General features: G+C 62.9%; 23 protein-coding genes and 1 pseudogene. 15 read left to right on the forward strand and 9 right to left on the reverse strand.

Going from position 1 to position 15,095, the window contains the following annotated elements:
* Window positions 1–383: 383 nt before the first annotated feature.
* Window positions 384–557: pseudogene (locus tag QMG72_RS05875) on the forward strand (ATP-binding protein); the annotation flags it as partial.
* Window positions 558–659: 102 nt separating this feature from the next.
* On the opposite strand, the gene QMG72_RS05880 reads toward QMG72_RS05875, so the two are convergent.
* The 3 genes from QMG72_RS05880 to QMG72_RS05890 all read right to left on the reverse strand — a co-directional run bounded on the left by QMG72_RS05880 (window position 660) and on the right by QMG72_RS05890 (window position 2,560).
* Window positions 660–932 (reverse strand): hypothetical protein, encoded by a 273-nt coding sequence (locus QMG72_RS05880; protein ID WP_226774653.1) that lies wholly within the window; start codon window positions 930–932, stop codon window positions 660–662.
* Window positions 933–1,102: 170 nt separating this feature from the next.
* Window positions 1,103–2,035, reverse strand: coding sequence for a GDSL-type esterase/lipase family protein (locus QMG72_RS05885; protein WP_309485691.1), 933 nt, complete (start codon window positions 2,033–2,035; stop codon window positions 1,103–1,105).
* 189 nt (window positions 2,036–2,224) lie between these two features.
* The gene (locus QMG72_RS05890; RefSeq protein WP_226774654.1) at window positions 2,225–2,560 is read right to left on the reverse strand and encodes a MerR family transcriptional regulator; all 336 of its coding nucleotides are present in this window, start codon (window positions 2,558–2,560) and stop codon (window positions 2,225–2,227) included.
* 45 nt (window positions 2,561–2,605) lie between these two features.
* On the opposite strand from QMG72_RS05890, the gene QMG72_RS05895 reads away from it, so the two are divergent.
* The 3 genes from QMG72_RS05895 to QMG72_RS05905 all read left to right on the forward strand — a co-directional run bounded on the left by QMG72_RS05895 (window position 2,606) and on the right by QMG72_RS05905 (window position 4,163).
* A complete protein-coding gene (locus QMG72_RS05895) occupies window positions 2,606–3,064 on the forward strand; it encodes a VOC family protein (RefSeq protein WP_226774655.1) in 459 nt (152 codons plus the stop codon).
* A 126-nt stretch (window positions 3,065–3,190) separates the two neighbouring features.
* Window positions 3,191–3,505: a hypothetical protein gene (locus QMG72_RS05900; protein ID WP_226774656.1), complete on the forward strand. Its 315-nt coding sequence runs from the start codon at window positions 3,191–3,193 to the stop codon at window positions 3,503–3,505.
* 61 nt (window positions 3,506–3,566) lie between these two features.
* A complete protein-coding gene (locus tag QMG72_RS05905; RefSeq protein WP_226774657.1) occupies window positions 3,567–4,163 on the forward strand; it encodes a cysteine hydrolase family protein in 597 nt (198 codons plus the stop codon).
* 262 nt (window positions 4,164–4,425) lie between these two features.
* On the opposite strand, the gene QMG72_RS05910 is transcribed toward QMG72_RS05905, so the two are convergent.
* Window positions 4,426–4,833, reverse strand: a complete 408-nt coding sequence (locus tag QMG72_RS05910) for a RidA family protein (RefSeq protein WP_226774658.1) — start codon at window positions 4,831–4,833, stop codon at window positions 4,426–4,428.
* 78 nt (window positions 4,834–4,911) lie between these two features.
* A complete protein-coding gene (locus QMG72_RS05915; protein ID WP_282359515.1) occupies window positions 4,912–5,772 on the reverse strand; it encodes a helix-turn-helix transcriptional regulator in 861 nt (286 codons plus the stop codon).
* A gap of 139 nt (window positions 5,773–5,911) precedes the next feature.
* Here QMG72_RS05915 and QMG72_RS05920 point away from each other — a divergent pair, with 139 nt between their 5' ends.
* From QMG72_RS05920 to QMG72_RS05935, 4 genes are all read left to right on the forward strand, one after another.
* Window positions 5,912–7,390: an MFS transporter gene (locus QMG72_RS05920; RefSeq protein ID WP_309485690.1), complete on the forward strand. Its 1,479-nt coding sequence runs from the start codon at window positions 5,912–5,914 to the stop codon at window positions 7,388–7,390.
* An 81-nt stretch (window positions 7,391–7,471) separates the two neighbouring features.
* Entirely contained in the window at window positions 7,472–8,071 is a 600-nt protein-coding gene (locus QMG72_RS05925) for an AAA family ATPase (protein ID WP_226774660.1), read from the forward strand.
* Window positions 8,072–8,073: 2 nt separating this feature from the next.
* Window positions 8,074–8,832, forward strand: coding sequence for a phosphotransferase (locus tag QMG72_RS05930; protein WP_226774661.1), 759 nt, complete (start codon window positions 8,074–8,076; stop codon window positions 8,830–8,832).
* A 229-nt stretch (window positions 8,833–9,061) separates the two neighbouring features.
* Window positions 9,062–10,021, forward strand: a complete 960-nt coding sequence (locus QMG72_RS05935; protein WP_226774662.1) for an alpha/beta hydrolase family protein — start codon at window positions 9,062–9,064, stop codon at window positions 10,019–10,021.
* A gap of 33 nt (window positions 10,022–10,054) precedes the next feature.
* On the opposite strand, the gene QMG72_RS05940 is transcribed toward QMG72_RS05935, so the two are convergent.
* Window positions 10,055–10,504 (reverse strand): bleomycin resistance protein, encoded by a 450-nt coding sequence (locus QMG72_RS05940; protein ID WP_226774663.1) that lies wholly within the window; start codon window positions 10,502–10,504, stop codon window positions 10,055–10,057.
* The gene (locus QMG72_RS05945) at window positions 10,501–11,076 is read right to left on the reverse strand and encodes a GrpB family protein (RefSeq protein ID WP_226774664.1); all 576 of its coding nucleotides are present in this window, start codon (window positions 11,074–11,076) and stop codon (window positions 10,501–10,503) included. The genes QMG72_RS05940 and QMG72_RS05945 overlap by 4 nt, the downstream gene beginning before the upstream one ends.
* Before the next feature lie 223 nt (window positions 11,077–11,299).
* Here QMG72_RS05945 and QMG72_RS05950 point away from each other — a divergent pair, with 223 nt between their 5' ends.
* From QMG72_RS05950 to QMG72_RS05960, 3 genes are all read left to right on the forward strand, one after another.
* A complete protein-coding gene (locus QMG72_RS05950; protein ID WP_226774665.1) occupies window positions 11,300–11,698 on the forward strand; it encodes a hypothetical protein in 399 nt (132 codons plus the stop codon).
* A gap of 202 nt (window positions 11,699–11,900) precedes the next feature.
* A complete protein-coding gene (locus tag QMG72_RS05955) occupies window positions 11,901–12,197 on the forward strand; it encodes a DUF4190 domain-containing protein (protein ID WP_226774666.1) in 297 nt (98 codons plus the stop codon).
* A gap of 262 nt (window positions 12,198–12,459) precedes the next feature.
* On the forward strand, window positions 12,460–12,606 hold the full coding sequence (locus QMG72_RS05960) for a hypothetical protein (protein WP_226774667.1): 147 nt from the start codon (window positions 12,460–12,462) through the stop codon (window positions 12,604–12,606).
* Window positions 12,607–12,739: 133 nt separating this feature from the next.
* Here QMG72_RS05960 and QMG72_RS05965 read toward each other — a convergent pair whose 3' ends face one another.
* A complete protein-coding gene (locus QMG72_RS05965; protein ID WP_226774668.1) occupies window positions 12,740–12,967 on the reverse strand; it encodes a hypothetical protein in 228 nt (75 codons plus the stop codon).
* Window positions 12,968–13,119: 152 nt separating this feature from the next.
* Between QMG72_RS05965 and QMG72_RS05970 the strand changes: the two genes are divergently transcribed.
* From QMG72_RS05970 to QMG72_RS05985, 4 genes are read left to right on the forward strand one after another with little or no spacing between them, the layout of a single operon-like run.
* On the forward strand, window positions 13,120–13,728 hold the full coding sequence (locus QMG72_RS05970; protein WP_282359514.1) for a PepSY domain-containing protein: 609 nt from the start codon (window positions 13,120–13,122) through the stop codon (window positions 13,726–13,728).
* A 43-nt stretch (window positions 13,729–13,771) separates the two neighbouring features.
* Entirely contained in the window at window positions 13,772–13,981 is a 210-nt protein-coding gene (locus QMG72_RS05975; protein ID WP_226774670.1) for a hypothetical protein, read from the forward strand.
* Window positions 13,971–14,210 carry a hypothetical protein gene (locus tag QMG72_RS05980; protein WP_283480010.1) on the forward strand — a complete coding sequence of 80 codons (240 nt, stop codon included), beginning with the start codon at window positions 13,971–13,973 and terminating at the stop codon, window positions 14,208–14,210. Before QMG72_RS05975 ends, QMG72_RS05980 begins: the two co-directional genes overlap by 11 nt.
* 14 nt (window positions 14,211–14,224) lie before the next feature.
* The gene (locus QMG72_RS05985; RefSeq protein ID WP_226774672.1) at window positions 14,225–14,371 is read left to right on the forward strand and encodes a hypothetical protein; all 147 of its coding nucleotides are present in this window, start codon (window positions 14,225–14,227) and stop codon (window positions 14,369–14,371) included.
* Between the two features lie 471 nt (window positions 14,372–14,842).
* On the opposite strand, the gene QMG72_RS05990 is transcribed toward QMG72_RS05985, so the two are convergent.
* Entirely contained in the window at window positions 14,843–15,001 is a 159-nt protein-coding gene (locus QMG72_RS05990; protein ID WP_226774673.1) for a hypothetical protein, read from the reverse strand.
* Between the last annotated feature and the right edge of the window lie 94 nt (window positions 15,002–15,095).

Genomic DNA, 15,095 nt, shown 5'->3' on the forward strand with positions numbered 1-15,095 from the left:
GCGGTAGTGTTCCGGTTTTCGACTAAACCTTTGGTAAAACTTGGACCGTATGATCGCCTCATGGACACAGTCCACGAAACGAAACCGCAGGTCAGGACAAGTTACCGATCCTCGACCCTAGATAACGGCTGTTTTTGACCTGCGTTTCCTGCCCTGACGCCCTGGCTGTGACTCACGGCGATAAATGGCGGCTTTTCGCATCGTTTTTTGTCACTTAGCCCGCTGGGGTCCGTCTCCATGCGATGGGGAGAGGTGCCGCACCTGCCCATACGATCGCGGGTATGAGTCGGGTGAATATGGCAGTTTGATTCAGTACCGGTGGGACGGCTTGAACCAAGACCACCAACTACTCGCCGGTATACGCCGGAACGAACGCTGCGACGGCGAACTCCATCGCGATCGCAAGCAACGAATGCTTCTCCGGCTGGACCAAGACCTTCACGGACCCTCGTCTCTGCGCCGCGATCGTGGACAGGCTAACCTTCAACGGCTCCATCATCGAATCCGGCGCCGACTCGCCCACACCATCGCCCACCAAACACGCAAACCAACCGTAGTGAGCCCCAGGGGCTCGGCGCATCAAGTCCGAAATGACCGCCGAGTAAAGCTCTAAGCGCCATGAGGCCGCGTCACCTTTCGAATACCGGTGAGAGCCGAGTTCAGAACATCGGCGGCCGAGGTAGTTCTTCCCCGTTCCTCACGCGGGCAGACGGCGTCCGCCTCATGAGCCGCAGGAAATCTTTGCAGGCGTCATTCTCGGTGAAGAATATCTGTTCCTCAAACCGGCACCCGCGTTCGGAATAGTAGACCGCCCATTCATGGCCGCGATCCTCTAGACAGTACGTATCGTCAGGGGTGCCACCCTCAAGTTCATAGGCATTTGTTTTGTAGCCTTCAGACTCCAGAACTGTTTTCAGTTCGCTACGGTTCACTACAAACCTCCTTGAAGAATCTCGTCCATCGTTGACCTTGAATCCACTGACAAGATCGCCAGTGAGCGATGGTGGGGTCGGACCGCACATCTTCATATGCGTCCGCCAAGAGGCACTTCCACCGCCCTGACAGCTGTCCCGGATAATCTACACGCGGCCCGGGGATCAGCTCAGATGCTGCCGACAGCTTCGGCCAGCAGTCGGTGGCCCTCGGTCGAGGGATGGATGCCGTCGCTGAACAGGGCCGGGCGGTCGGCCAGGACGTTCCAGGTGTCCAGGAAGTCCCGGAAGGTCCGCTGGCACCAGGACCGCATGCTCTCCCGCAGGTCTAGGATCTCGTCCAGATGGAGGCCGGGTATCACTGTGGTGTCTACCCAGTTCGGGCTCATCACCACCACGCGCCGTCCCTGGGACTCCATGGCATCACAGAAGGACTCCAGCCGGGCGATTACGTCCTGGCTCACTTTTGCCCCGCTTCGTCCCTCGACATGGAGAAGGTCATTGATGCCGGCCGCCACCAGGATCGTGTCGGCGCGGCGGGCGGACACCTCGGCCTCGGCGGCGTCCAGGACCTCGAGCATGGTGGCGCCCGGCCAGGCCAGGTTGAAGAACCGGTTGTTCTCCTCGTCGCGGGCGATGTGTCGCGAGGCGACCCGGGCGGCCCAGCCGCCTTCCGGGGTGCAGCGCCCGTAGGCAATGCTATCGCCGATCAGGGCAATGCGTTCGGCCACGGCCAGAGGCTCGGCGGAGACGTAACACCAGGCCTGCCCGTGGGCTCCGGTGGGCACGCGGCGGCGGGCGTAGGCGCCGACCTCGTAGGCGTCGGCCGTGGCCAGCTGGTCAGGGGTTAGAGCCAGCAGGCCGCCGGATACTGAGTTACCTTCACGCCGGACGAGGCCGAGGTGAACGTTCTTGCCGCTCTTGGCAATCACATCCAGGTCGGTGATGACGACCTCGGTGGTTCCGTGCCCGATCAGGGAGTCCTTGACCGTGTTGAGCCGGGTGCCGAACAGCGACTGCTGCACCTTCTCATCCAACAGGGTGCCGAACGAGAAGACCAGGTCGGCCGGGGCAGAGGTTGTAGTGCGTTCCGGGTGTACCAGAGGGGTGCTCCTTGGGCAGAATTTTCGTCACTCGGATGCCGTCCGAACGGAAGCCGCACCGATACGACAAACTTAGCAGCGCCGTCGTCCTCCGGGAGCGGCCCATCGGACGGGACCGACTCCGGGGCGTGGGCTCGTGGGTGGTCCTGAATCAAGCCGTCTCAGTGGTCCCCAATTAGGTTGGCATACTCAGATTTCGTTGATGATCCGGTCCAAGGCTGCCTGGGTTGTCGCGAGGTTTGTGATGGTGTCCGAGATCCGGTCGCGTTCCTGGAGCAACCGGCTCCGCAGCTTGGGTGTCCTCACGCCGGGATCACTCATGCACGGGAGCAGATCGACCATCGTTGCGCTGCATATGCCGGCTCCGAAGAGCTCCTGGATGAGCCCCACACGGGCCGCCGCATCCGGGCCGTAGACCCTTTGCCCTGATCCGGTGCGGTCCGCGCTTAGCAGGCCCTGGTCCTCGTAGTACCGCAGTGAACGCACACTGACCCCTGTCGCGGCCGAAAGTTCTCCGATACGCATCTATGCCTTGCCTCTCACATTGGTGTCAGGTTCTAGGGTACGAGCATGACTACAGAGAAGAGAACCACAGCCCCTGTGCGCCAGCTGCGCCTCATCGTCGAAGCCGAAGATTACGAGGCCGCGGTGACGTTCTACCGAGACGTGCTGGGCCTCACTGAACAAGCCGCCTTTGAAGGTGACGGCGATGCCAGAGTCACCATCCTCGAGGTCGGTCGCGCCACGCTCGAACTCTCCAACCCGGCCCAGATCCGGATGATCGACGATATCGAGGCCGACGGCCAACGGAGCGCAAAAATCCGGGTCGCCTTCGAAGTGGACGATTCGGCCACGGCAACGAAGGATCTCGTCGCGGGCGGCGCCACCCTCGTTGCCGAGCCGCGCGAAACGCCATGGAAGTCATTGAACTCCAGGTTGACCGGTCCCGGGGGGTTGCAGCTGACCTTGTTCCAGGAACTGGAAGACATCCAGACACGCAGCACCCGCCCAGGGTTCAAACACCCCTAAAGCAGCTGCCAACGATTCACGGCACTCCAGGATCAGCTCAGGCCGCACCAGGACAGCACGAGCATAAAAGATCAGCCGCGGACGTCCCGCCCCCGCGTCCCCATCCCAATCGAAAAAGAGAATTCAATGTTCCACGCAACAACGGCCGACCGTGACGCATGCGGCGCCGGCAAGGTCATATCCAAGGATCAGCAGTTCGGGTACGCGATACAGGAACTCGGCATCTCCACAACCGATGGCGAAAAACGGGTAGAAGCCGGGGAGGGAACGTCCCTCTATTGCATCGGCGGCCGCGGCTGGGCGTCCCTTCCTGGAGGACATGCCCGGTACGCCCTGGAGCCAGGGACCGTCTTCGCTGTCACTGAACCCGGATGTGGGGTCATCATCAACGCAGCCGAGGACCTTACGATGCTGCGGGTGGACCATACACGTAACAGTTGAGAGACCGTCTGGCCGAATGAAACAGTCCCCCATCGCTAACCAACACCCGACAGGAACATCCATGAGCCACGCGCGAAATCCCACCATTGACCCCCGTGCCGCACTGGTGATCATCGATGCGCAACGGGCCTTCGACGACGCCGCGTACTGGGGTCCTCGCGATAACCCCTCCTGCGAGGCGAACATCGCGGCCCTGCTGATGCGCTGGCGGGAAACCGGCCGTCCCATCGTTTTCGTCCGCCACGATTCGACCACGCCCTCCTCCCCCCTGCACCCGAACAACCCCGGCAACGCGTTCAAGGACATCATCACCGGCACACCGGATCTTCTGGTGCGCAAGAACGTCAACTCCAGCTTCCACGGCACCCCCGATCTACACGCGTGGCTTCAGGAAAACGACATCAAGGAGCTGGTCGTCTGCGGAATCACCACCAACCATTGCTGCGAAACCACGGCTCGAGTCGGGGGCAATCTGGGCTACCGGGTCTACTTCCCCCTCGACGCGACCCACACCTTCGACCGCACCGCCCCGGACAGACAAAACGTCACCGCGGCTGACCTGTCACGGATGACAGGGGTGAATCTCCACGAAGAGTTCGCCACAGTCGTGACCACATCGGATCTGCTAGAACGGGCAACGCAGATTACTGCCCGGTAGCCGGAGCTGACACGACTGTCCTTTCCGCGTCCCCTGGGGCCTCAGGCGCTCCCGCGGTCGGCGGCTCTCGCGCTTGGTCTAGATCCCAGCGATTGGTTCGGTGAGCTGCCCGGACCGGCTGATGAAGGGTGAGTGGCTCGACTCAAGACAGACCGCATTGGTGCACCGATGGGCCATTCGTTCCTGCGGGGCGGGGCTGATCCTTGTTCAACCACCCACCCCCGGCAAGCGTCCCCAGCTTCGTTGCCGGCTGGTGCCGCGTTCAGTCGAGGACTGCGGCTACCGCTTCGACTTCCACGAGCTGGTCGGGGTAGCCGAGAACAGTGACTCCCATCAGGGTGCTGGGAACATCGTGGTCACCGAACGAGGTGCGGACAACGTCCCACGCAGCCACCAGGTCGACCCTGTCGTTAGACGCGACGAGAACGCGAGTGCTGATCACATCCTCCAAGCCCGCACCGGCCGCCTCCAAAGCAAGGCGCATGTTCGCTATCGCCTTCTCCGCCTGGGCCGTGTAGTCACCTACCCCCGCCGTCGAACCATCCGCGTTCAGCGGACATGCGCCGGCCAGGAAGATAAGGCGGGCGCCGCTGGGGGCGGTTGCTGCGTATGCGTACTGCGCAACGTCTGCCAGAGAGTCCGAACGAATGAGACTGACCACTCGCGCCATGTTTGCCTCCATTGTGGTTGCCCCACTTTTCTGTCCATCGGGTCACGTCTGTCGGCTCGCGAAGCGAGCTTCTCTTGATCAGAGCGTCAAAACAGTTCGTTCGTCTGTGAGCCGGGCCAGTGCGCGGGCCTCGGCGCTGCCGGGTTCGGCCGTGTAGGTCAGGATCCGATGACCGGAATCGTCCGGCATGGTCAGGACCTCAAACCCGAGCTCCAGCGGTCCGAGCGCAGGGTGGTGCAGGGTTTTGCTACCGGACATGCAGTTCTCGACCGGGTGTTCGGCCCACATCACGGCGAATTCCGGGCTTTTGAGGGTCAGCTCACCGACCAGCGCGGCGAGCTCGGCGTCGTCGGCGAACCGGCCCGACAGGAGCCGCAGGGAGGCCACGGCGCGGCCGGCCTCGGTCCGCCAGTGCGCATACAGGTTCCGTGTGGCTTCGTCCAGGAAGAGCATCCGGGTCATGTTCGGCCGCTGTGTCGGCGTTTCCGGGGATTCGAAGTCCAGATGCGGGGCGACCAGGCCGTGGCCGGCGGCGTTCCAGGCCAGGACCTCCGTGCGTTTACCCAGCACCACCGCCGGGACCGGGTGCATGGACTCGATCAGCCGTTTCGTTCCGGGCCGGACATGGTCCGGGCGGCTGCGGGAAGGCTTCGCGTTCCGGCGCCGGATTCCGGAGAGGTCCGCGAGGTGCTTGCGTTCGACGTCGGTCAACGCCAGCGCCCTGGAAAGGGAGTTAATGACGGCGTCGGAGGCGTTCAGGTGCTGGCCCTGTTCCAGCCGGGCATAGTAGGTCACGCTCATCCCGGCCATCATCGCCACCTCCTCACGCCGCAGGCCAGGCACCCGCCGCGTCCCGTAGTCCATGAGCCCGACATCGCCCGGGCTCAGGGAGGCCCGTCGTTTGCGCAGGAACTCGCCCATGGCTGCCGGTTGATTCATACCTGTGAGTATTCCCGAACATCACCAACTGTGGGTAGCACTGCCAGTGCTACCCACAGCACGGCGTGGCTGTCCGTGCCCGGGACCGGCAGGGTGGAAGGGAACCCATCCCAGACTTCAGCGATCGGACATCCCCGCCATGACAGCCCGCGACACCTCACCACTCCCCCAGCTCACCGCACCACCGGCCCCGCCAGCTCCCGCAGCGCCTCCCCGGATGACCGGCCGGCAGCGGCTCATCATGGTCCTGCTGCTGACCGCCAGCTTCACCCTCGCGGTGGACTTCTCCATCCTCAACGTCGCACTCCCCCGCATCGGGGCCGACGTCGGATTCTCCCTCGAACACCTGCAGTGGATCGCGACGTCCTTCGCGCTCTGCGCGGCAGGATTCACCCTGTTCTTCGGCCGGGTCGCTGACCTCTTCGGCCGCAAACGCCTCTTCATCGCCGGCATGGCTCTGCTCGGGATTGGTTCCCTTCTCGGCGGCCTCGCCACCGATCCCGGCCTGTTGCTGGCCGCACGTGTCGCCCAGGGCCTCGCCACCGCCGCCGTCACCCCGGCCGCCCTGTCCCTGCTCACGACGTCCTTCCCCGAGGGACCGCTGCGGGACAAAGCCCTGGGACTGAACGGCTCCCTAATGGCCGCCGGCTTCACCACCGGCGCGATCCTCGGCGGACTCCTGACCGACCTGCTCTCCTGGCGGTGGGCGTTCTTCATCAACATCCCCGTCGCGGCCTTCGTTCTGATCCTGGCACCGAAACTCCTGACCGAATCCGCCCGGGGGAACAGGACGAAGCTCGATGTCCCAGGCGCCGTCACCGTCACCATTGCCCTGCTCGCACTCGTCTTCGGCCTGACCACGGCCGGCGAGAAGGGCTGGGACGACCCACTGGCGTGGGGCACCCTGACCGCAGGCGCGGCATTGTTCATCGTGTTCTTCTTCATCGAAAAGAACACCGCCCATGCCCTCGTCCCCGTGAGTATCCTGCGCCGAAACAACATCGCCTGGGGCAACATCGCCGGAATCCTCGCGTTCGCCACCGAAACCTCCCTGGTCTTCGTCCTCACCCTCTACCTCCAGCAGGTCCTCGGCTACACCCCGCTCGGGGCCGGCCTGTCCTTCGCCGTGCTCGGCGCCGGCACCATCGTCGGGGGCCTGATCGCGCCGAAGCTCATCGGCAGGCTCGGCAACAAAAACACCATCATCCTCGGCCTCACCATCCAGGCCGCCGCCACCGGATCCCTGCTCCTCATCAACACCAGCCAAGGATCCCTGATCATCGTGCTGATCGGAACCTTCATCGGCGGCGTCGCCAACCTCGCCGCTATCGTCGGTTTCATGGTCACCGCCACCACCGGGCTGCCGGACACCGAACAGGGCCTCGCCACCGGGCTGACGACCATGAGCCAGCAGGTCGGCATCACCATGGGCATCCCGGTCATGAGCACCATCATCGCCGCGTCCCTACTCCGGCACGGCAGCGACAACGCCCCGCAGCAGGTCCTGGACGCCGTATTACCGGCCATCGGCATCAACGCCGGCCTCTGCCTCGCCACAGCACTACTCGTCGGACTCCTTCTGCGCATGCGTCCTGCAGTCCCGGCAGAAGCAAACTAGACCCAGTCCTCCGCCAAGAGACCCTCCCGGGCTGCCGGCCGGGCGGGGAAGCAAACGTCTTTTGGCGCTAGGCTTCGGTCCATGATTATCTGGCTCAACGGCACCCACGGGGCGGGTAAAACAACGACGAGCGCGCTCGTGCAGCAGTTGCTGCCCGGATCCCGCGTCTTCGACGCTGAAAAGGTCGGTGAGGTACTCATGGACATCAAACCCGGGCTTCCGGCGACGGATAACTTCCAGCACTGGGACCCGTGGCGGACGCTCGTTGTCGAAACCGCCAGGCGTGTGCTCGAGTACACCGGCGGAACGCTCGTGATGCCGATGACGGTCTTGGTGGAGACCTACTGGCGGGAGATCAGCGAGGGGCTGAGCGCTCACGGCATACCGATCCAGCATTTTGTTCTCCACGCCGACCAGGCAACGCTCCGCGACCGAATACAGAACGATAAGGACCTTGCCCCTTCGACGTTCCGCTTCGCGTACCTGGAACCGTACGCCGAGGCAGCTCATACTTGGCTGCACCATGAAGCCGAGGTCATCGACACCACGCACATCACGGCGGACCAAGCTGCGCAACGGATCGCGGATTCAGTCCTTAGCCGCCAACGGCACACACCACCCGGCAGCCTGCCCGACGACGGTCAGCTTCCGGAAACCCGCCTGTCGAAAACTAGTCTTTAGCTGTGACAGACGAGCAAATACTCAGCGGAGGCAACGCCAGCGGCGTCGTCGTGCGTGTGGGGTCAACCGTCCGTAAACCGTGGACCGAGGCGACCCCTCATGTCCTGGCCTTCATGACAGCAGTCCGGGCGGCCGGGGTCGATGTCCCCGCTGCCCTCGGCCAAGATGCCCAAGGCAGGCAGGTCACGGAATTCATTCCAGGCCGGCTTGCCCTCGATTCGGATCCACTCACCCATGCAGAACTCGGCAGGGTCGGAGCGATGGTGCGGGCCATCCACGACGCAAGCGAAGCATTCACCCCAGACCCTGGCGCGTCGTGGATCACGGCGATTCCCAGTCCCGGCGAAGAGCTAATCTGCCACAACGACCTCGCGCCGTGGAACCTCATCATCGGTGAACGATGGGCATTTATCGACTGGGACGCTGCCGCGCCGAGCACCCGGCTATGGGACCTTGCCTACGCCGCCCAAGCCTTCACGCTCTCCAACACCCAGCAGGCTCCCAAGGAAGCGGCACAAAATCTCGCAGCATTCGTCGATGGCTATGCAGCAGACCCTGGCCTGCGCGCCGGCCTCCCCGCCGCAATGTATCGCCGCGCCGCAGCCATGCACAACCTTCTCAGGTCTTCTCACGAGACAGGTCAGGAACCGTGGGGGACCATGTATGCCAATGGGCACGGCGACCACTGGAGAACCGCAACTCAATACGCAAAACAGCACCAACGCATCTGGGTCGAAGCGCTCCTCCCATCAACACGTTAACGGATCGGCGTACCGGAGGGCTTCTTCGCGCCTTGCGCGTGGCACGAGACCCGGCGACCGCCCTCCGGTTGACCGCGGGAGACAGAGACGAAGTGCTGATGGCACTGGCCTTGCGCCGCAACTCCGACGAGTCTGGGAACTAACAGGTTCGATCGACTGAACTTCATCACGGCAGGCCTTCGTCGCCGAGCATATGGACGAGCCCATCTGGTGATGTACAGTCCGGGCTATGGAACCAATAGTCAGGGAGAGCGCCCGAGTCAGCACCGCCGCCGGCGACCTCAACGCCCTGATTCACTACCGTCCTTCACCCCTCCCCCAGCCGGGACTGGTCCTGGTGGACGGCTCCGGAGACGGCACAGCCGATGGCTGGGGTGGTGCCGTTGATCTGCTCGTCTCGTGCGGAACAGTGGTCCTCACACACGACAAACCCGGGTGCGGCAATTCCTCCGGTGACTGGAGGACACAATCCCTGACTGCCCGGGCGGACGAATCCCTTGCGGCAGCGGCGCTGCTGAGGTCCCACCCAGCGGTAGCAGGCGTCGGGTGCGGCTTCTACGGAGTGAGCCAGGGCGGGTGGGTGGCGCTGATCGCAGCGGCCCTCGATGCCCGGATCCAGTTCGTCATCTCCAACTCCGGGCCCGGTGTCTCGCCCGCGTTCCAGGACCGCTTCCGAATCCTGAACAACCTCCGCCAGGACGGACAGGATGACATCTCCTTAGCGGAAGCCGGACGGTGGCTCGATGACCGGGCAGACCGGCTGCTTTCCGGGCAGGCCCCCGGGGAGGTCCTGACCCGTCAAGAAACCTTCAGCGGCAGAACCTGGTACGAAATCGCGACGCGTTACTTCGACACTGTTGAGATGCTGGGATTCCTCCGGCAGGTTCTCGACTTTGACCCCGCACAGATCCTGCCCAGGGTCCAGTGCCCGGTGCTGGCACTGCTGGGAGCATCCGACGCAATGGTTCCAGTCCCCGAAAGCCTGGCAGCCTTCTCGTCACTGCTCCGGCCACTGCCAGGCAATCCCCACGGCATAGCCGTGTTCCCTGGCGCCGGACACGGCCTGTTCATAGAAGACCCCGATCCGACAAAAGACAGAGCGTCGCAACTGGCACCGGGCTTCATCCCCATGGTTCACGCCTTCATTCACAAAAACACGTCCGCCGCAGTCGACAACAACAGCAACTGACTCACGCCCAGCGGATTCCGATCCTGTGGATCCTCATGCCTTCTCGTGAAAGGCGAGTCTTTGTCCCAGAGACGCCTGGAACCGAATCAAGTACCCGTCGGGATCTGCCACCAGAAACTGTGTGACGCCGGCTTCGTGCTCGCCGGTTCTGTACCACTTGGTCTCCGGTGCCATGAAGAGCGGCCATCCTCCGGCATCGAGGGCCTTCACAATCGGCTCGATCGACGGAACCGAAACCTGAAAGTTGACCCCGCGCCCCAGCGGACGTTCAAGAGGCCCGGTGATCCAGTTTCGACCCATTCCGACCTGCTCCAGCATGACGTGCGCCGAGCCTATGGCGATATAGGCAAAACCCTCGTTCATCCGGTGATAGAGCACCGCGAACCCGCATAGCCCGCACCAGAAATCCAGGCTCTTGTCGAGATCCGTGATGAGAAGTTCCGGCACCAGGACGGGGTCGGGTGCAGCGGTTGCCGTGGTCATACGCGGCTACTCTCGGAACGGTTCGCGCGCCAGACCGTGGCGTGCGCGAGGATTTGCGAGATGACGTCGGTCTTCGCATCCGCGTAGTCATTCATATCGGACCATCGTTGTCGTGCCAGCAACTTCTTCGTATAGGCATACAGGGTACGGTCGGTTTCATCGACCCGAAGCCAATCGCGCAGGTCTCTGTACTTCGAGACGGCCTCGTCCTCAGGGTTAAATACATGGACGTGAACATCTTTGGCAGGCGTCCTGAGCATGCGGTGCCCTTCCTCGCGGACTCGGAGAACAAAACCGGCGTCTTCCAGAGCCGGAATATATCCTGACTCGTCCTCAACGTCCATGACGGTCAGGAGGACGTCGATGATGGGCTTGGCCGATAAGCCCGGAACCGCTGTAGAGCCAATATGTTCTACGGACACCGCCTTCTCCCCGGCAGCATCCCGGATGGTTTGGGCGAGAGCTTCGAAGCGTTCGGGCCAGGAAGGGTCGTAGTCCACGATGACGATGGCTCGCGCTTCGCGGCCACCTATCAAGACGGCGTCCAGGCGCGCATCTGCTTCAGATTTCATCGATCAATCCTCGCACTCCGCGGCAGCTCCCGCTCCCCCACAATTGTGAAAACGACAACCCAATCTCGCTCCGGTTTCGACCCACATCAGTCAAAACTCATCAGCCACCAGTTTTGCAGCACCAGAATTTCGATAACGGTCCTTTTTGACCGGCGACTGTTCTGGCGCATGGGCGCAGTGAGACCGACGACGCACCTGCTTCCGATGCATCTAGGGTGGAACTATGGGGGAAACGACACGCGAGCCAATTTCCAATTTGATACCGGGCAGCCGCAGGAGGAATGTCCTCGCGGGGGCGGCCGTGGCAGCGATCCTCGTCCTCGGTTGGGGCGCCTACGCTGGCACCTTCCTATCGATCGCCGGAGCGCAGAGCTGGTCCGGAATTGCCTGCGATGGCGAATACCGGTCGGCCTCCTGCGCCTCTACGTCGGTGTGGCGGCAGTTTGAAATGACTATCACCCTCGCCCAGCTTGTAGCCCTGCCCATCCTGGTCTTCAACGGGATCAGACTGGCTTCGGGGGCCTGGTTCGACCGCGGCTGGATGCTATGGCTCGCTGCGGTCCTGCTGATCTGTATCGCCGTGGCTCCTCTGAACAACCCACAGCTCAGCTACCTCCCGTAGCCTTACCGTTCCCACCCGGTTCTGCCGGCCTGCCGGGAACAGCCTCAAAAATCGGTCGTTTTGACCGTGGCGCATAGGGCACGCGGGGTTCTGTTGATCGAAGCAACGCCATATGAGTTCCGAGCGCCTGGCCTACGGATCCGCTCGAGGTATTGGAGGGGCCAACTAGACTCGCTTGAACAACGAGGTTTGGGGAACCGATATGAGTACGCCAATAGTGCCGGCCAAAACGTCGACTACTCGACTGAACCGGCTGTCCGTCGCAGCCATCATCTTCGCCGTAATCGCTGCCTCCGGCGTCTGGATCTTTGGCGCCGCAGTTGTTGCTGTCTTTGCGGTGGGGTCCGGACACATGGCCCTCAGCCAGATTAGGTTGAAGGGAGAACGCGGCCGTGGTCTGGCCATTGTTGCCCTGGCCATCGGTTACGGCATCGCCACGTTCGCGTTGATCAATACGTTAATGTTCATTCCCGGCGCGCTCCAGCAGCTCGTTAGCTAGCGTCCATCCCGACAAAAGTCCGGCCTGATGAGTGCACGGTAAAGGATCCTTGAGCGGGCGGATAATCCGATGCACTGCAGCACCGTGGACGCCCAATTTCTGCCTTCCAGTTCGGCTCTCTGACGAAGCACCGGCCACGGGCGCGCGTTCTCCATGGCCTCGAGATCCCGTTGGATGGCGGGAGTGACTGACTGCATGACCGGGGACTCCAGGGATGCTTTTTCCTCGGAGCGCCAGGGTCGGTCTGCTAAGAACCCTCGAAATGGGCACCCGTTGCGAAAGTGGAAAGCCACCGGACGGGGATTACCTGGAGGTCGACGAGGACATGGCCGGCACCGTCGACCTCGGCGGCGGCGGCGACGGCCGCTCCCTCGTCGTGGTGCTGTGGGTGCTTGCCGGGTTCGAGTAACGCCCGGCTTTCGCGCTTGCACCGTTCGAGGTACAGGCGTCGCGGATGCTCAAGTCTGTCCCGAAGAAGGCCCGGATGCACGCCCAGCGGACAAGGGGCGCTAGACCGTGGGTGGCACCCGCCCCCACGTCTTTCAGCCTGGGAGACCGCCGCCGCCATTGTAGCCACCGTTGACCCGGGTGGCGTTCGGGTAATTGCGGCCGTCATTGCCCAGCTCGCGATCTCGGGTGGCACGTGGCTCGAAGTGAGGGTGCTTGTTACCAGCGCCCGCCTTCTTGCGTTTGATGACGAGGAAGTAGATGGCCGTTGCGATCAAAGCCGTGATAACGAAGGCCGCGATTGCTGTCTGAGTTGTGTCCATGGCTTGATTGTCCTCTCTATCCCGCGCGACTGGTGGATCCTTACGAGCCAATCATTACCCACTGGTCATTTTCCCGATGCTACCGCCCCCGGCCGGTGGGGTCGGATCGGACCCTGTGTGACCACGGTCTTGCCGCGGCATGGACGGAACCGGTGATCGATGCCGGAAAGGTAGAAATTAAGCCGCCCGCGAAGGAGGGCAAAGCCTGGACCGTGACCCAGGCTGACGCGGTCGCGGTCGACCCTGCCACCGTGATGGTGAGCGGGCGACTCGTCTTCAACGATTTCAACGTCGCAGCGAAACTCACGCGCTGGGGCATCGACGCGCACACGGGCGTTCTCTTCGGTCTCGCCAACCCGATCGTTCTTCCTGCGATTGCGCTCGGTCTCGCCGGAAGCGCCATCGGCGGATACTTCATGTGGTGGAAGCGCCGTCCCATCCGCGGTACGTCCTGGGCCATCGGACCGCCCCGGGCCCGCCGCTTCCTTCGCACCGCCTCGGGGCCGCTGACCGCAGCCGTAGCCGTCTTCGAGTCGGGTGACGCACGATGCGAACCGTCTGCGGCACTGTCCAAAAGGGATCCCTCCACGGGACGCCTGCGTGACGAGAGATGGTGCCTTCGATGCTCGGGCGGCGCCGGCTTATTGCTGCTTACGCGCAAGAAATCAGATCAATCCTGTCGTCTGGCGGGGAACCTTAGCTGTGACTTGCGTTCGATGCCCACGTGGGTAGGCTCGCGGCATGTCACAAGGTCGGTCTGACTCAGCAAAGCCCGGTCCGGGCTCCGCACCGAGGGAGAAATCAATGAGCAGTTCCGCACTGCCGGCGCTCATTGCTGGAGTGTTTTTCCTGCTCTGGGCGGCAATCCTTCTGACGTGGGCGCCGGTGGACACTCTCCGCCTGGTCACGGGCATCATCTTCGTGCCGATCGGCCTGGCACTGATCCTCAAGCACTTCATCGGCAGCCGACCCGCGAAACGCGAGCACTCCATGGCCTCAGCCGATGACCACTAGGACCCGAGCGCTCCGTAACTTGGCCGTCTACACGGCCGGGTTCCTGCCGTTCGCTCTCTTTTGGCGTTCCATCGGCTTCGTGCCGTCCGTGCTGATCGGCGTCGTAGCAATGCTGGTGGTCGCTCTGATCTTTCGCAGGCACGATGCGAAGTCCCGCACACCCCGCACGCTCCACCAATCCACCGAACAGGGGAAACGATGGCCGCAGGACGATGGGCACTTCTCATAGTTGCCGTAGTACTCATGATCGTCTCGGTAACTCTCGCCCTTCAGGGATCGGAGGGTCTGTGGTTCACCGCAGTGGCCATGGGCATCGCGATCTTCACCACCCTGCGGTCAGGACTCAAGGAACGTCGCCAGAACCAAGGCAACTCGGCGTCCGAAAGCTAGTACGCAGGGGCTGTGTGAGTTTCTGGCGGCCCAGCCAGACTGGCGGTGAAGTCAGCCACGAGATGCTGTCCGCGGTTGCTACGTCAGGAGGATGGCGCACCGCAGCGACGACGCCGCAGGCGGGTCCGGCCAGTCTCAAGTGGGGATTCTTCTTAGGCTTTCGGAGGCGCGGTTCTTGAATTCTTTCCCCTATAGCGCCGCCACAGGTAAAGACCCCAGAACCCGAGTGCAACGGCGAATACGGATGCAACTCCACGCCACCAGACAAAGGGCTGCCACAGTGCGAACAGGACCGCCCAGGCGAAGAATGAGGCACTTATCCAAGGGCTTGGAATCTTGTTGGCCATGCGGCCACCTTTCGAGTAATGCGTGCGGGGAAGGGAACGCCACCGCCACCGGGCACAACTGGCAAGGTCCGCCCTGGCCGCCGGACATCGATGAGCGGGTGCAGGTCGGCTATTCAGGGGTGTCCTAGGCTTCCTTGTCCGGACCCGGCAGGGCTGCCCTCCGGAGCTCCTTGATACGGAGGCGGAGGAAGATGATGCCGAGCACCAAGGCGTAAACAGCCAGCACTACGATTGCCACCATCACCACGGAGTAGAGAATTCCCAGTATTCCAATCGAAACCACGCTAAGCCCCCAGTTTTTTGATGCGACGAACCTACGGCGCAAGTCTCAGAGGCTAGCACTGTCCACCCTTTGACGGGGAGTCAACACCGCCCCC

The sequence above is a fragment of the Pseudarthrobacter sp. PH31-O2 genome, assembly GCF_030063265.1.
GTDB lineage: Bacteria > Actinomycetota > Actinomycetes > Actinomycetales > Micrococcaceae > Arthrobacter.

Bases quoted from the DNA above. Each gene is read 5' to 3' on its own strand.
- QMG72_RS05890 (WP_226774654.1), bottom strand. From the start codon at position 2,560: ATGCGTATCGGAGAACTTTCGGCCGCGACAGGGGTCAGTGTGCGTTCA.
- QMG72_RS05980 (WP_283480010.1), top strand. From the start codon at position 13,971: ATGACCACTAGGACCCGAGCGCTCCGTAACTTGGCCGTCTACACGGCC.
- QMG72_RS05955 (WP_226774666.1), top strand. From the start codon at position 11,901: ATGAGTACGCCAATAGTGCCGGCCAAAACGTCGACTACTCGACTGAAC.
- QMG72_RS05895 (WP_226774655.1), top strand. From the start codon at position 2,606: ATGACTACAGAGAAGAGAACCACAGCCCCTGTGCGCCAGCTGCGCCTC.
- QMG72_RS05940 (WP_226774663.1), bottom strand. From the start codon at position 10,504: ATGACCACGGCAACCGCTGCACCCGACCCCGTCCTGGTGCCGGAACTT.
- QMG72_RS05975 (WP_226774670.1), top strand. From the start codon at position 13,772: ATGAGCAGTTCCGCACTGCCGGCGCTCATTGCTGGAGTGTTTTTCCTG.
- QMG72_RS05935 (WP_226774662.1), top strand. From the start codon at position 9,062: ATGGAACCAATAGTCAGGGAGAGCGCCCGAGTCAGCACCGCCGCCGGC.
- QMG72_RS05915 (WP_282359515.1), bottom strand. From the start codon at position 5,772: ATGAATCAACCGGCAGCCATGGGCGAGTTCCTGCGCAAACGACGGGCC.
- QMG72_RS05920 (WP_309485690.1), top strand. From the start codon at position 5,912: ATGACAGCCCGCGACACCTCACCACTCCCCCAGCTCACCGCACCACCG.
- QMG72_RS05900 (WP_226774656.1), top strand. From the start codon at position 3,191: ATGTTCCACGCAACAACGGCCGACCGTGACGCATGCGGCGCCGGCAAG.
- QMG72_RS05905 (WP_226774657.1), top strand. From the start codon at position 3,567: ATGAGCCACGCGCGAAATCCCACCATTGACCCCCGTGCCGCACTGGTG.
- QMG72_RS05960 (WP_226774667.1), top strand. From the start codon at position 12,460: ATGGGCACCCGTTGCGAAAGTGGAAAGCCACCGGACGGGGATTACCTG.
- QMG72_RS05965 (WP_226774668.1), bottom strand. From the start codon at position 12,967: ATGGACACAACTCAGACAGCAATCGCGGCCTTCGTTATCACGGCTTTG.
- QMG72_RS05925 (WP_226774660.1), top strand. From the start codon at position 7,472: ATGATTATCTGGCTCAACGGCACCCACGGGGCGGGTAAAACAACGACG.
- QMG72_RS05950 (WP_226774665.1), top strand. From the start codon at position 11,300: ATGGGGGAAACGACACGCGAGCCAATTTCCAATTTGATACCGGGCAGC.
- QMG72_RS05985 (WP_226774672.1), top strand. From the start codon at position 14,225: ATGATCGTCTCGGTAACTCTCGCCCTTCAGGGATCGGAGGGTCTGTGG.
- QMG72_RS05945 (WP_226774664.1), bottom strand. From the start codon at position 11,076: ATGAAATCTGAAGCAGATGCGCGCCTGGACGCCGTCTTGATAGGTGGC.
- QMG72_RS05910 (WP_226774658.1), bottom strand. From the start codon at position 4,833: ATGGCGCGAGTGGTCAGTCTCATTCGTTCGGACTCTCTGGCAGACGTT.